We start from the raw sequence: 14,674 nt of genomic DNA on the forward strand, positions 1-14,674 counted from the left end.
CCATGGACATCGTCGTGAACGACCTGCAGAGCACCGTGGAAGTCGGCTCTGAGGAAGCCCTGCTCGACCCGAAGGTATTGCGCCGCATCGTCGCCGCCGTCGGCTCGCACCTGCAGACGCAGGAATCCGGACGGGCCTGGGAGGCCCGCGAGCGCAGCGCCAGCCCGGTGACCAGAGGACGCTGACCCATGCAACCGACGGTGAAGGCCTATTTCCAGCGGATGAGCGCCGACGGGAACTCGGCGCGGGGACCGCAGATCCCGGTGATGTTCAACCCGACCGACTTCTCCATCACCAAGGGCGCGCAGATCGCCGAGCTGAACATCGCCGGGCTCGCCACACCGTTGCAGCAGTTCGTGCGCGGCACGGCGGCCAAACTGTCGGTCAAGCTGTTCTTCGACTCCACCGACCAGAGCAGCGGGGTGTTCGCCCAGGGCGTTACCGGCCAGACCGACGCCTTCCTGGATCTGGTGACCATCGAGTCCGACACCCACGCGCCACCGATCTGTAAATTCGTGTGGGGCAGCAAGTTTCCCGGTTCGGCCCTGACCGAGTCCAGCCAGAGCATGCACTACTTCGTCGGCGTGGTGGAGAGCATCCAGCAGGAGTACACGCTCTTCAGCGTCAAGGGCATCCCGCTGCGCGCCACCCTGACCGTGGCGATGCGCGAATTCAAAACCCTTGCGACGCAACGTGATCAACTGCGTCTCAACTCCCCGGACCGGACCCGCAGCCACATCGTGGCGCGCGGCGACACCCTGTCATCGATCGCGGCAGACGTGTACGGCGACCCCGGCCGTTGGCGCCCGCTGGCCGACCACAACCACCTCACCGACCCACGGCGGCTGCCCGTCGGCGCGGTGCTGGAAATCCCGCCACTGGAACAGGGGGTCGCCGTCTGATGTCCGCGACCAGCTGGCTCTACGAGCTCGACGGCGGCGCCACCGAGACGTTCTACGTGCCGATGCGCCGGGTCGAGGTAGGCCCGTCCGCGGGTGCTCTGAAGGCCGTCGCCGACGTCACCACCGTGACGTACAAGGACGCGATCAACCAGATCGACTCGTTCGAATTCACCATCAACGGCGGCGCCTGGGCACCGGGCACCGCCCGCTACGCCGACCGGCTGCCGGGCCAACCGCCCGACCCCGACGCACCGTCGCTGCTGCCGGGCGCCTACGTACGGGTGTGGCTCGGCTACTCCACCGAGCAGCTGCGGCCCATGCTCACCGGCCGCGTCACCCAGGTGACCCCGTCGTTCTCCGCCGACGGCGGCACCACCTTGACGGTGCGCGCGCTCTCGACGCTGGAGGCGTTGCGCGCCGCGCCGAAGAGCTTCATCTGGAAACCCGACAAGGGTGCTACCACCATCACCGACAGCGCGATCGCCGAACGCATCGTCAAGACCGACAGTGCCACGGCGGTGGTGCCGAACAAGTCGACAGAGGCCGGCGTGCCCAGCGTCACGCAGAGCAACGAAACCGACATCTCGTTCCTGATCAAGCGAGCCAAGGCCCGCGGGTACATCGTGTTCTTCCGTGAGATCCTGCCGAAGCCCGGACCTGCGGCCGCCGGAGCGCCACCCACGGCGCCGCCGCAGCCCACGAAGGTCATCTACTTCGGCCCGTCGAACATGCTGGGCCCCGCCGAACTGCAGGCGCTCGGGGAGCGTCAGTCGCCCTACCGGCTGTCCTGGGGCGGGTCCCTGATCGAGTTCCGGCCTTCGATCAACCTGTCGACGACGTTGTGGCGCAAGGTCTCCACGCAGTTCTGGGACAGGCGTACCAAAGCCAATCCGTTGGTCTCGTGCGATCTGGCCGAGCTGTGGGACCGCGAACGCGGCATCAACGAAGACCTCAAAGAGCTGATCGAACCGGTGGTCACCGCCGAGAACAAGGTCACCGACAGCCCGGCGCACACCTTGGGCGAGGCCCAGGACCTGGTGCGAAACGTGCTGCGGGAGAACTACCTGCAGATGATCACCGCCGACGGCACCACTGTCGGGCGCCCGGACCTGCGGGCCGCGTCCCGCGTCGAGGTCGCCGGCATCGGCGCACCGTTCGACGGCTCCTGGTTCCTGACCAACACCACGCACACGTTCGACGACAACGGCTACCGCACCCAGTTCAGCGCGCGCCGTGAGCAATGCACGAGAGGAGCCGCGTGATGACCAACGACTTCGCCGGGGTGCTCATCGGGGTGGTCACCGACCGCGACGATCCCCAACAGGAAGGCCGCATCCAGGTGCGCTTCCCCACCTTCCCCGACTCGCTGGGCAGCTTCTGGGCGCCCATCGCCAACCCGATGGCGGGCGGCGACCGCGGCTTCCGCTTCTCCCCCGAGATCGGCGACGAGTGCCTGGTCAGTTTCGACCGCGGCAACCCCGACCACCCGTTCATCGTCGGGTTCACCCACAACGGCGCAGACAAACCCCCGACTGCCGATCCGCAGGAACGCGTCATCGCCTCGGTCAACGGACACCAGATCGTGTTCCACGACCCCGACCCCGCGCAGGGCGACAAAGGCCGGCTGCTCATCAAAGACGCGCACGGCAGCGCCATCGAGATGACCAACGGGCACGTCGCGGTGAACGTACTGGGCCACCTCGATATCCGGGCCGATGTGCTCACCCTCAACGGCCGCCCGGTCAACCCTGGCACTGGGACGGTGTGATGACCGTCGTCCCGCCGCAGGGCCCACCGCCACCGCTGCCGCCGTTCCCCCCGGCGCCGACCAACAGCACCCTGACACTGCCCGGCGGTGGCCAGCTCATCGGCATGGTCGACCTGCCCAAGGGCATGAACGACGACTGTCACGTCAACTTCAATCTGCTGCTGCAACTGGGGCCGTTCCTGGGCGCCACCGAATGTCTGGTCAAGGTGCTCAACCTGTGCGCCTGGATCATCGAGTTCGTCCAGGCCGTGCCCGACGTCGTCACCAATCCCACCAAGCTGTTGGACAAGCTGGGCGACCTGCCGCCGATCGCCGCTGACGTCCTCGGGTGCGTCACCGACTGGTCGCCGATCGGCATCTGCTCCTTCGTCAAGGACATCCTCAAGATGATCAGCGCGTTCCTCGGCTGCATCCTCGACCTGCTCGAGAGCATCCTGCAGCAGCAGATCGGCCTGCAGATCAAAATGGGTGAGGCCCAAGGCAATCCCGCGCTGCTCGAGGTCCTCGACGCCTCGCAGAAGTGCACCGAGGTGATGACCCAGCAGGCCATGAACAGCTGCGCACCGGTGTTCACCACGCTCAAGCTCGTCGAACCGTTCCTGGCCATGGTCGGCGCCGGCGGCATGCAGCTGCCGTCGCTCGACAACCTCACCGGCGGTGCCGCCGAACCCGTCGTCACCGTGCTGTCCGACGTGAAATCCGTCATCGACGGCGTGATCGCGGTGCTGCCGTGCTGACCGATCCGCGCGGCGACCGCGCCTTCCTCGGCACCGGGTGGCGTTTCCCGGTGGCTCCCGACGCCCGGGGCCGGCTGCAATGGTCGGTCGCCGAGCGCTCCATCGAGGAAGCCATCTGGCTGATCCTGTCCACCTCCCGCGGGGAACGGGTCATGCTGACCGAATTCGGTTGCGGGGTAGCCGATTTGGTCTTCGAACCCAACTCCGAGCTGGCGCATGCCGCGATCGCCGCCGACATCCAGCAGGCCTTGATCAGCGGCGAGCCGCGCATCGATGTGCTCGGCGTCACCGTCGATGACGGCGACGGCGAACCCAACGTGATGGTGGTCCGCGTGGACTACCGGGTGCGCAGCGCCAACACCGTGCACAACCTCGTCTACCCGTTCTTCATCGGTGAGAGCAGGCACTGACATGGTCCTTCCCACCCCGGTCCTCGACGACCGCACCTACCGCGACCTGGTCGCCGAAGCGCTGACGCGGATCCCGCGCTACACCCCCGAATGGACCGACTTCAACGACAGCGACCCGGGCATCACCTTGCTGCAGCTGCACGCCTGGCTCACCGAGCTGCTGATCTACCGGATCAACCAGGTGCCCGACCTGGCCTACGTGAAATTCCTGGAACTCATCGGATTACAGCTGCGCCCGGCTGAACCGGCGCGCGCGGAACTGACGTTCACGCCCGTCGACCCGGCCGCACCGGTCACCGCCATCGCCAAGGGCACCCGAGTGTCGGGTGACGGCGGCCAGGACCAGCCGCCGGTCATCTTCGAAACCGACCGGACCCTGCAGGTGCTCGGCCCGAAAGTCACCTCGATACTGGTGTTCGACGGCTTCGGCTACGACGATGTCACCACCGCCAACCGGCCCAGCGGTCCGGGCAGCGGCGGCTTCCAGCCGTTCGGGCCGATCCCGCGGGTCGACTCGGCCCTGCTGCTCGGCTACGAGTACCCCGGCCCGTTCCCCGATGCGATCGTCGACTTCCTCGCCGTCATCACCATGGCGACCGACCGGCCCGTTCCGGTGCACTGCGACCTCGCCGCCTCCGACGTGATCCCGCCGGCCGTCGTGGTGTGGGAGTACTGGGACGGCATCGCTTGGGAACCGCTCGGGGTCAACCGCGACGACTCCAAGGCGTTCAGCCAGTCCGGTCACATCGAGCTGGACGTACGCGGTGAGCGCATGCAACTGCTGGCACTGCCCACCGGCAGCACGCCGCGGTACTGGCTGCGCGCACGCCTGGCCACCGCGACCTACGAAACTCCGCCGCGCCTGCAGGCCCTGCTGTCCAACACAGTGACGGCCACCCAGGCCGAAACCGTGCGCGACGAGGTCGTCGGCGGCACCAGCGGCGTGGCCTACCAACAGTTCCAGTTGTTCTCCCGGCCGGTGCTCGACGGCACCCTGGTCCTGCAGATCGACGAAGGCAGCGGGTTCACCACGTGGACCGAGGTCGACGACCTGTACAGCTCGGGACCCGACGATCTGCACTTCACCCTGGACCGCGCGACCGGCACCATTGGCGTCGGCGACGGCGTGCACGGACACCTGCCCGTCGCCAACCCACAGAACCCGCTGGCCAACGTGGTGGCCACCATCTACCGCCACGGCGGCGGGCGGGCCGGCAACCTGGGCCCTGACGCGATCACGCAGTTGCAGAGCGCGGTCGACGGCATCGCCGCCGTGACCAACCTGTTCTCCTCGGAGGGCGGCGTCGACGACGAGTCGCTCACCGACGCGAAAAACCGGGCACCGCAGTCCCTCAAGACCCGGGACCGCGCCGTCACCAACGACGACTTCGAGCTGCTGGCCCAGGCCACCCCCGGCGCTGCCGTCGCGCGCGCGATCGCCCAACCCCGGGTACATCCCGGCTTCCCCGGTGTCGACGTACCGGGATCGGTCACCGTCATCGTCATCCCCGACAACGATTCGCCGGCACCCATGCCCAGCGAGGCCACGCTGCACAACGTCTGCGCGCACCTCAACGTGCACCGGCTGCTCACCACCGAGCTGCACGTCACCGGCCCCGCTTACCGGAAGGTGCGGATCGACGTCACGCTGCAGGTCGAGACCACCAGCGACCTCGGCATCGTTCGTAACGCGGTGGTCGATGCGCTGGATACCTACTTCCACCCGCTGACCGGTGGTGAAGACGGCACCGGCTGGCCGCTGGGCGGCGCCATCCCGTTCTCGCTGGTCTACAAGACCATCCTCGTGGTGCCCGGTGTCGCCAAGGTTGACCAGCTGCTGATCTGGCTGGACGACGATGTGACCCCCGAGTGCCAAGACGTCACCATCGGCGCCGGCGAACTGCTGCGCTCCGACGCGCACAACGTGATCGCGAGCTACCGCCGATGACCATCCCCGGTTCGACGGCCTGCCCAACCCGCCCCTACGGATGGGGCGCGGTCCCCGAGGCGCACGTGCGTCTCGACGATCGCCTGGGTTGGCAGGCCCACACCCTCGATCGCGTCGAGACCGCCGGACGCGGGGTGCGCCTGGTGCGCCTGCCCGGCACCCAGCGCGCGCTGGTCGATGGGGCGGGCACCTTCGCCGGGCTGGCCGAACCCACCGGCGTGGCCGTCGACCCGTGGGGACGGATCTACGTCGCCGACCGCGGGGACGACCGGATCAAACGGTTCGACCCGTGCGGCGACGGTTTCGAGATGCTGCCCTGCTTCGGCGGGATCGGCTCCGCACCGCGCCGGCTGCGCGAGCCACGCGGAATCGCCGCGGGCTGCGACGGACTGGTCGCGGTCGTCGACGGCGGCAACCGGCGCGTCCAGATCCTTGACGGGTCGTCACTGACGTTGGTCGCCATGATCGGTCCGATCGGGGCCGATGGGTGCCCGGCGCCACCTTCGGCCGGGCTCTGGGATCCGGTCGACGTCGTCGCCCAGCGCTGTGGGTGGTTCCTGGTCAGCGACCAGGCCAACGGCCTGATCCACCGGTTCGACCGTGACGGCCGACGGCACGGCACCATCTCCACGACGGCCGACGGGACGGCGCTGGTCGCGCCGACGCACCTCGCACTCGACCGCCACGATCGGCTGTACGTGGTGCAGGACGGCAAGCCCGACGTCCAGGTCTTCGCCGCCGACGGGACACCCCTCGGCATCGCGCCGGCGCCCGACGCACTGGCCGGGCGGTTCGCCCCCGGGCCGCTGGCCACCGACGCCGACGGCAACCTCTACATCGCCCAGTCGGCGACCGGCACGCTGTGGCGCTACGGCTGCTATCAGACCTGCGCGGTGCCAGGCACCGCCGTGCGTTTCACGGGTGCGTCATGCGATGCCGGGCAGCCGATCGACGGGCTCGGGTTCACCGCCGACGGTGACCCGCTCGTCGCCTCCGGCCCCACCGGCACCGTCGTGGCACTGGCCGGGCCGTGCACGTTCGCCCCCGAGGGCCGGCTGGTCGCCGGTCCACTGGACAGCGGGATCGCCGGCTGCCAGTGGCACCGGGTGGTGCTCGACGGCTGCGTCCCCGACGCCGCCACCGTGCTGGTGCAGACCTACACCGACGACCAGCCGCTGGACGACGAGGACCTGTCGGCCGTCGCCGAAGACCACTGGAGCCCGGCGTGCGCCTGGTCGGGACCCGGCGAATCACCTTGGGACGCATTGATTCTCAGCCCGCCGGGCCGCTACCTCTGGCTCCGGCTGATCCTCCTGGGGACCCGGCGCGGCTCGCCGCTGATCGAAGCGGTGCGAGTGGTGTACGGACGCATGACCTCGGCTGAGCACCTGCCCGCGGTGTTCCTCAGCGGCCCCGACGGAGGTGCCTTCGTGCAACGGCTGATGGCCCTGCTCGACGCCGCCACCGCCACCGTCGACAACACGCTGGATGCGTTGCCGGCGCTGTTCGACCCCATGGCCACCCCGGCCACCGTCGACCGCGACGCGCTGGCCTGGCTGGCCTCCTGGCTGGGCTTGGCGCTGGAACCGGTGTGGAGCGAGTCAGTGCGCCGGTCCCTGGTCGCGCACGCGGCCTACCTGTTCGCCCGGCGCGGCACACCCGCGGCACTGCGTACCGCGCTGCGCATCGTGCTGGGTCTCGACCCCGGCCCCGGCGCTGGGCTGATCGACTGCGACCGGCACTGGCCCGACCCCGAGGAGGGCTGCACCTGCGACTCCGCGGCAGACGCGCTGCCGACAGTGCTCGAGTCGTTCAAGCTGCGCCGCTGGCTCTTTCTCGACGGCTCACTCGTCGGCGACAACACGATGCTGTGGGGCAAGCGGATCACCGACCGACTGCAGGTCGGCCGGCACTCCACCATCGGCACCTTCAAGGTCACCGACCTGCCGGACCCGGTGCGTGATCCGTTCCTCGTGTACGCGCACCGGGCGACGGTTTTCTTCCCTGCCGCCGGCGCCCGCGACGAGGGCACCCGACGGATGGTCGCGAGCCTCGCCGAGATGTTCACACCGGCCCACGTAGAGACGACCGTCGAGTTCGTCGAACCCCGCTTTCTGGTCGGTGTGCAGGCCACCGTCGGCCTGGACACCGTCGTCGGGCGCTACCCCGGGCCCACCACGTTGGGCCAGGGCGTCCTCGGCTCCGACACCGTCCTGCAAGACGACCCATCGAGACCGGCTGTGCCGGGATTCCAGGTGGCGCGCGACGCGCTGCTGGGGTCCTCGGTGCTTTAGAGGAGGTAGTCGTGCAATCCCAGAACCCCAGCGACTAGGAGGACCAGCCATGAGCTGCGGCTGCGGACAGGCGAGGGCCGGCGAGCTGTGCCAGGAGTGCGAGCTGCCGGTATTCACGCGGAACAACTACTTCACGGGCAAGTTCATGGCCGCCCGCGACTTCACCGATGAGCAACGCTATTTCCTCGGCAAGCTGCGCCGGCACGACGAGTACCTGCACGGATGGGGCACGGTCTGCGGCCTGGAGGTCACCCCGCACCCCCAGCCGCCGTGCCGCGACCGCTGGGTCGTGGTGGCGCCCGGGGTTGCCGTCGACTGCTGCGGGCGCGAGATCGTGGTGCGCGAACCCGAATACGTCGACGTGCGCGCCGCCTTCGAGGCGTGGTGGGTCCAGCAGGGCAAGGACCCGGCCAAGATCGACGACGGCAGCGCACACACGCTGCAGCTGGTGCTGCGGTACGTCGAGTGCCCGACCGAGGACGTCCCGGTGCTGTTCGACGACGCCGGCTGCGACGACACTCGTTGTCAGCCCAACCGGGTGCTTGAGAGCTACGCCATCGATGTCACAGTCGACGATCCCGTTCATCCGCTCGGTGCGCCGCCCCTGCCGAGCGCCGTGCTCGAACGGCTGGCGATTGCCGACGCCGGCCTGCTGGCCGTGGCCGACACTGGACGGCTGTTCGTCACCCGGGGCGGCGCGACCCCGACGATCGAGGCGTACGACGACCCCGACCTGCCGGCGATCGCCTCGGCCGCTCTGACGGCGCCGGCCACCGCGCTGACCGTCAGCGACGACGGGACCCGCGTGTTCGTCGGCGAAGACGCCGGTGCAGACGCGACCGTGCACATCCTGGACGGTGCCGACCCGGCCCTGGCGGAGGTCGCCGCGGTGACCCTCGTGGGCGGCGGGGGCAGCGCGTTGCGCCTGGTCTACGACGGCGTCGACGCACGCGCCCTGGCCCTGACCGCGGCCGACGGACAGCTACGCGGGTTCGCCACCGACGGCAGCGGCCTGGTCACCGTCACCACCCTGGCCGGCGCCACCGACGTCGCCATCTCATCCGACGGCAACCGGATCTATCTGGTCGACGGGTCCGCCTCGATCACCGTCGCCGATGCACACAACCCCGCCACCCCGACCACCACGCTGCCGCTGGGCGCCGGTGTCAGCGGCCAACTGATCGCCCTCCTGCCTGCGACGTATCCGGGCGCCGACGACCACCTGGTGATCGCAGGCAACGATGCGGCCGGCCCGGTGCTCGTGCTGGTGGTGCGGCATGCCGACGGGTCCTCGGAGCGGTTCGCCGAGCCGCTCACCGTGCCTGCGGGTGCGCTCGCCGTCGACCGGGACGCCCAATATGTGGCCGCGGCCGGTGATCGCACCGACGGCACCGCGGTGGTTCAGATCGTCACCGTCGCCGACCTCACCTCACCAGCTCCGGCCGCCGCCGTCGTCGTCGAGGTCGGCACCAAGGCCACCTCGGTGACGGTCGACACCCGCGGACGGGTGCTGGTGGCCGCCACCATGAGCACTCCCGGCGGCGACCCCGGCGGCGTCGCTGTCGTGGGCCCGCCCGTCGGGGTGTGCCGCGACCTGTGGCAGCGCGCGCTGGACGGCTGCCCCTCATGCGGCGACCACGACATCCTCGTGCTCGCGACCATCGGGGCCTACCACCACGGCGACGTCCTTGATGAGACCCGGATCGACAACCTGTCCGATCGCCGGCTGTTGCCCAGCGTCAGCCTGCTCGCGGAGGTGGTGCAGTGCCTGCTGGAGCAGGACGAGGCCGGCGGCGGCGCGACCGGTGCCACGGGCGCGACCGGTGCCACGGGCGCGACCGGTCCGACGGGTCCCACCGGACCTACCGGTCCCACCGGTCCGACAGGGCCAACCGGCCCAACGGGCCCCACGGGCCCAACCGGTCCGACCGGGTCCACGGGTCCGGCCGGCCCCGGCCTGGATTCCGAACTGCCCCACGTGGTGGCCATCAACTGGCCGCACGGCGGCCGAATCACCATGCCCGGAGAAGTGCTCGATGACCAGGGCAACGTGCTGGCTCAGGTCGACATCAACAAGGAGGGCCTGCTCGTCGGCTTCTCGGAGCCGATGATGCCCGAGACGCTGGTCCTGCCGCGGCGCGACTGGTCCAGCCTGAGCGTGCTCTACCAAGGTCGGCCCGAGGACAACGGACCGCTGATCACCCGATGCTGGTGCGAAGTCGTCGGACGGGTGCAAGCGCTGCGTCTCGAGTCCAGTTGTGAGAAGGGCATCGTCGCCGACGACGGGACCGTGCAGAAGGGTGCCACCGGCATGCGGTTCCGCCCGTACAACAACGAGTGGATACCCGGGCGCTACCGGGTGGTGCTCAAGGGCGACTACGTGCTGGCCGAGCGCACCATCACCAAGACCCGCAACGACGGCTCGACCTTCAAGGCGCAGGCCGTGCTGGACGCCAACCACCTGGCCCCGGGGGTCCTGGGCCCGGGCGGCGTCGGCCCCCGCGGGCTGCCCGCGCGCTGTCCGTCTGGCGACTGGGTCGAAGGCGGCACCTTCGAGAGCTGGTTCGAGATCGTCAACGGCTGACAGGACTGGAGACAACCCATGTTCACGACCACCACCGTCGGGCGGGCCATCCGCTCCACCGTGACCAACTTCCGCCGGCCCACCACGCCGGCGTCGAAGGTGTGCCCGGTGTGTCACACGCTGGAATGCCTTTGTCGCCCAAGATATTTCGCCGGACAACTGCTCACCGATGACGACCTCAACGCCGAGCAGGAGTACGTCATCAAGAAGAACCGGCTGCACAATCTCTATCTGCACGGCTGGGGTGTGGTGTGCGGACTGCGGGTGGTCTGCCACGACACCTGCTCGGGGTGGGTCACCGTCGAGCCGGGCTATGCGATCAGCCCCTGCGGCGACGACATCGTGGTGTGCGAGGCCACCGACTTCGACGTGCTGGGCGCCATCGACGACTGCCTGCGCCGACGGGCCCACGACAACCCGCGGGACTGCTCGCCGCGCGCCCCGGTCTCCTCCAACTGTGATCCGGACGGGGTCTGGTGTCTGACCATCCGGTACCAGGAGACCGCCAGCCGGGCCGTCAGCTCATTGCGTTCGGGCACCGAGGGCGGCACCAAGGCCTGTAGCTGCGGGCCCCCGTCGACGTGCGGCGGCGGCTGTAGCTGCGGCGGGTCGAGCGGCAGTTCAGGCAAGTCGAATGGGCACGGGGGCGGCGGTTGCCACTGCGGCGGCAAGTCGTCGCACGGCGCCACGTCCGTCGGCTGCGGTGGCGGCTGCGGAACGGGCGCGACCAGCTCGGTGGCGACCGGCCCAGCGAAGCCGCAGTGCGAACCCACCCGGTGGTGTGAGGGCTACGTGCTCGAACTGTGCCAGCAGGACTCCGGCTCGGACCGGCCGACCTACGGCGACGTACTGGGCGACACGCTCTTCGGCCACCTCTACCAGTGCTTCTCCGATGTGGCCGCGCTGCTGCGCAAGCCCGATCCGCAGGCCTCGGCCGCGGCCAACCATCAGACGCTGGTCGCCATGCAGGCCGACGTGCTGCGGTTCATGACCGCACATCACACCGCGCGCTGTGACCTGCTCGACGCGGTGCGGGGCGCCGTAGTGCCCGCACCGCCCCCGACGTTCGGGCACGACATCGAAGGCGCTGCAGCCGCCCCCGATGAGGTCGCCGCCTACTACGAATCGATCGACCGGTCGATGACCACCATCAGCAACGCACTGTGGACGCTGTTCATGGACTGCGTCTGTCTGCAGCTGCTGCCGCCGTGCCCCACCGATCCCGGTGATGACCGCATCACCCTGGCCTGCATGCGGGTGCGCGGTGGTCAGATCATCGAGATCTGCAACTTCGAGCGCAAACAGCTCATCACCATCCCGGCCCTGCTGTGGTGGCTCTCGGCGCTACCGCTGGGCCCGGTCGTGAGCGCCGCGCTGGAGCGGCTGTGCTGCGGCGAGAACGCCTTCCGCCCGGCCGGGCGGCTGTTCGGCGGCGTCGAGGGCGCCAAGTTGAACGCCGGCCTGCTCGGCCAGCCGGCCAGTACCCCCGAGATGGCAGCGATGCTCGGCGACCTACTCAACACCGTCATGAACCGGGCACGCCCCGGCCCGGTGCAAGGAGGCAACCAATGAACCCGGAGATGGCCGTCGAGCTGATCGGCTGGCTCGGCAAACCGATCGCCGACGTCACCGCCGGACTGGCCGAGCACGAGGTCGAGGTGCTGGCCCACCATCGGGACGCCAATCCGTTCGGCCCGTTGGCCACGCTGGCCTCCGCCAAGGTGCGGGTGTACCCGGGTGACCAGGTGATCGCGCTGGTCACCGCCGGGCGGGTCGCCGGATTCCAGCCGGCGCCCACCGGCGTGGGTGGACTGGACCACCGCGTCGCGGTGCTCGACCGGCGGGTCACCGCACTGGAGGGCGCGGGCCCGGTCAAGAAGGCCGTCAAGAGGCAGGGCTGAGGAGCAGACCATGTGGGTCGACGATGCAGAACGGCCGAACTTCTGGGACGGCCAATACCTGGGACCGAACGATTTCGTCGCGACCGTCGAGTACGGCCGCGAGATGCGGCGCCGCCTCAGCCTGGCCCAGCACGCCTGGGGCATTTTCCGCGGCCTCGATTTGGTCGAGCAACCGCGCGCCGGCTCCACCACGGAGGTCGACCTGTACATCTCACCCGGCTTCGCCGTCGACGGGTTCGGCCGCGAATTGGGCGTGTACCACCCACTTCCCTTGTCCCCTACGCAGTTTCAGCGCTACCCGTCGGAGAAGTGGGTGCGCGTCTGGCTACGGTATGACACCGAGCTGATCAATCCACCGACTTCGGGATTCCAGAGCTGCGACGACCCGAACGTCACCTACCGCACGCTCGAGACGGTGCGGGTCGAGCTGGGCGAGGTCGGCGAAATCTCCCGCGTCCACGACCCCATCCAGGTCGACGGCAAGGCCATGGTCGAGGTGGCCAATGACTACGACCACCCCGACATCCTGACCGTTCCGTTCCAGGCTCTGCCCGACGACGACGAACTGACCGGCTCGTGGTGGTTGATACCCATCGGCTACGTGCACTGGAACGGCACCGACGGATTCATCGCGGCCGCGAACGACATCGACAAAGCCAAAGAAATCAAGGGCCGCATCTACGGCGGCGACGTCGGCTCGCACACCTACGCACCCGACGCCACGTGGGAGCTGGCCGCCGTCGCGCCGTATCCCACCGATGCGACAAAACCCGTCGTGCGCCCGATCGTCGATGCCACGGTCCGCGGCCGGCTCACGGTCACCCACCGACTGGTCGCCAAGGCCAGGGTCCGGCTCGACGGCGGACCGCTGTCGTTCGCGCTGGACAACGGCGACGAAACGGTGCCGATCACCTTCAATCGGCTCGGCACGTCGCTCGACCCGGGCGCCACCCTGGCCCTGCAGATCGGCAATGCCAGCCAGGGCGACAGCCGATTCGTCGTACGGTCCTCCGGACACACCGACCGGTTCTCCATAGACGACCAGGGCGACGGCATCGTCGGCCGAAACCTGTTGGTGCGCAACATCCTCACGACCGGGCGCACCGACAAGGACACCTACGTGCTCAACGGCGCCAGGGATGCCATCAACACCGTGGCACTCGGGCTGGAAGCCAGTTCTCAGGTCCTGTACGCCCGCGCGCCCAGCGGCCTGCGGGTCTACCTGGACGAGACGACCGCCGACAAGGATCACCAGGTGCTGCAGGCGGATGCCTTCGGCGTGCGGGTGCGGAACGCGCTCGTCGTGGGCTGGGGCAACGACAGCCATGTGCAGTCGCGGCACGTGATCGGCAAGGCGTCGGGCAGCGACGCCGTCGACAACCTGTACCTGAACTGGGCCAACGGCAAGGACGTCGTGGTCGGCCAGGTCGGCGGCACCACCAGCGATCTGCATGTCAGCGGCAATGTGTACGTCGGCGGCAACCAGGTGCCGGTGTTCACGCCCATCGACGTGAAGGTCGGTCGGCTGAGCGACCTGCTTCCCGGGGTCTTCCCGATTGCCAACTTCGCCGCGAGTTGGGTCGGTACCCAAGCGCCGACCGGGACGCGAACCTTCAAGATCAAATCGAACCTGGCCGACGCCGCCAAGACGCCGCAGGTCACGGTCAGCCTCGCCAACATCTACAACTATTCGACCGCGGTCAACGCCTCATGGAGCGTCTTCGCCACCCCCGTGACGAAGATCGACGCCCAGACCTGGGAGTTCATGTTCTTCTGGTGGATCGTCGACGACGGTTCGATCAACGATGTCTCCTACACCGCGGTGTTCTACCCGTGATCCGCAGCCCCGCTTCCCCGTCCCGCCGACCATCGGAGGCCCCATGTCCACGCTCGCGTCCGAAATACCCGAGGCGACGATTCCGACCGCGACCCTGCGGGCCCGGCTCGACGAGTTGTCCGCCGAGCATGCCAACGGCTGCCGTCAGCTGGCCCGTCTCGACGGCCAGCGCGACGAACTGGCCGCCACCATCGAGCGGATCGACGGGGCCATCACGGTGCTTCGCGAACTTCTCGGTCCGGCACGGCCGACGGCGGTGCCCGCACCGCACTGACCCGCCCACCCGTCGGGTA

Annotated in this window: 13 protein-coding genes; all 13 read left to right on the forward strand. The window is 69.1% G+C overall.

What is annotated here, in order from left to right; all coding sequences use genetic code 11:
- Positions 1-2 precede the first annotated feature (2 nt).
- From ACNO8X_RS01155 to ACNO8X_RS01215, 13 genes are read left to right on the forward strand one after another with little or no spacing between them, the layout of a single operon-like run.
- Positions 3-185, forward strand: a complete 183-nt coding sequence (locus ACNO8X_RS01155; protein ID WP_043390091.1) for a hypothetical protein — start codon at positions 3-5, stop codon at positions 183-185.
- Between the two features lie 3 nt (positions 186-188).
- Positions 189-902, forward strand: a complete 714-nt coding sequence (locus ACNO8X_RS01160) for a CIS tube protein (RefSeq protein WP_418003799.1) — start codon at positions 189-191, stop codon at positions 900-902.
- On the forward strand, positions 902-2,164 hold the full coding sequence (locus ACNO8X_RS01165; protein ID WP_418003800.1) for a phage late control D family protein: 1,263 nt from the start codon (positions 902-904) through the stop codon (positions 2,162-2,164). The genes ACNO8X_RS01160 and ACNO8X_RS01165 overlap by 1 nt, the downstream gene beginning before the upstream one ends.
- Entirely contained in the window at positions 2,164-2,670 is a 507-nt protein-coding gene (locus ACNO8X_RS01170; protein WP_043390087.1) for a phage baseplate assembly protein V, read from the forward strand. The genes ACNO8X_RS01165 and ACNO8X_RS01170 overlap by 1 nt, the downstream gene beginning before the upstream one ends.
- On the forward strand, positions 2,670-3,407 hold the full coding sequence (locus tag ACNO8X_RS01175; protein WP_418003801.1) for a hypothetical protein: 738 nt from the start codon (positions 2,670-2,672) through the stop codon (positions 3,405-3,407). The genes ACNO8X_RS01170 and ACNO8X_RS01175 overlap by 1 nt, the downstream gene beginning before the upstream one ends.
- On the forward strand, positions 3,401-3,817 hold the full coding sequence (locus ACNO8X_RS01180; protein ID WP_418003802.1) for a GPW/gp25 family protein: 417 nt from the start codon (positions 3,401-3,403) through the stop codon (positions 3,815-3,817). The genes ACNO8X_RS01175 and ACNO8X_RS01180 overlap by 7 nt, the downstream gene beginning before the upstream one ends.
- A gap of 1 nt (position 3,818) precedes the next feature.
- Entirely contained in the window at positions 3,819-5,765 is a 1,947-nt protein-coding gene (locus tag ACNO8X_RS01185) for a putative baseplate assembly protein (RefSeq protein WP_418003803.1), read from the forward strand.
- Positions 5,762-8,059 carry a phage tail protein gene (locus ACNO8X_RS01190; protein WP_418003804.1) on the forward strand — a complete coding sequence of 766 codons (2,298 nt, stop codon included), beginning with the start codon at positions 5,762-5,764 and terminating at the stop codon, positions 8,057-8,059. The genes ACNO8X_RS01185 and ACNO8X_RS01190 overlap by 4 nt, the downstream gene beginning before the upstream one ends.
- A 49-nt stretch (positions 8,060-8,108) precedes the next feature.
- Positions 8,109-10,643, forward strand: a complete 2,535-nt coding sequence (locus tag ACNO8X_RS01195; protein WP_418003805.1) for a YncE family protein — start codon at positions 8,109-8,111, stop codon at positions 10,641-10,643.
- A gap of 18 nt (positions 10,644-10,661) precedes the next feature.
- Entirely contained in the window at positions 10,662-12,215 is a 1,554-nt protein-coding gene (locus ACNO8X_RS01200; RefSeq protein WP_418003806.1) for a hypothetical protein, read from the forward strand.
- Positions 12,212-12,544 (forward strand): hypothetical protein, encoded by a 333-nt coding sequence (locus ACNO8X_RS01205; RefSeq protein WP_418003807.1) that lies wholly within the window; start codon positions 12,212-12,214, stop codon positions 12,542-12,544. Before ACNO8X_RS01200 ends, ACNO8X_RS01205 begins: the two co-directional genes overlap by 4 nt.
- A 10-nt stretch (positions 12,545-12,554) precedes the next feature.
- Positions 12,555-14,381, forward strand: a complete 1,827-nt coding sequence (locus ACNO8X_RS01210; protein ID WP_418003808.1) for a hypothetical protein — start codon at positions 12,555-12,557, stop codon at positions 14,379-14,381.
- A gap of 43 nt (positions 14,382-14,424) precedes the next feature.
- Positions 14,425-14,655, forward strand: a complete 231-nt coding sequence (locus ACNO8X_RS01215) for a hypothetical protein (protein WP_418003809.1) — start codon at positions 14,425-14,427, stop codon at positions 14,653-14,655.
- Positions 14,656-14,674 lie beyond the last annotated feature (19 nt).

Origin of the sequence: Mycobacterium sp. PDNC021 (assembly GCF_048282635.1) — a bacterium.
Taxonomy (GTDB): Bacteria; Actinomycetota; Actinomycetes; order Mycobacteriales; family Mycobacteriaceae; genus Mycobacterium; species Mycobacterium llatzerense.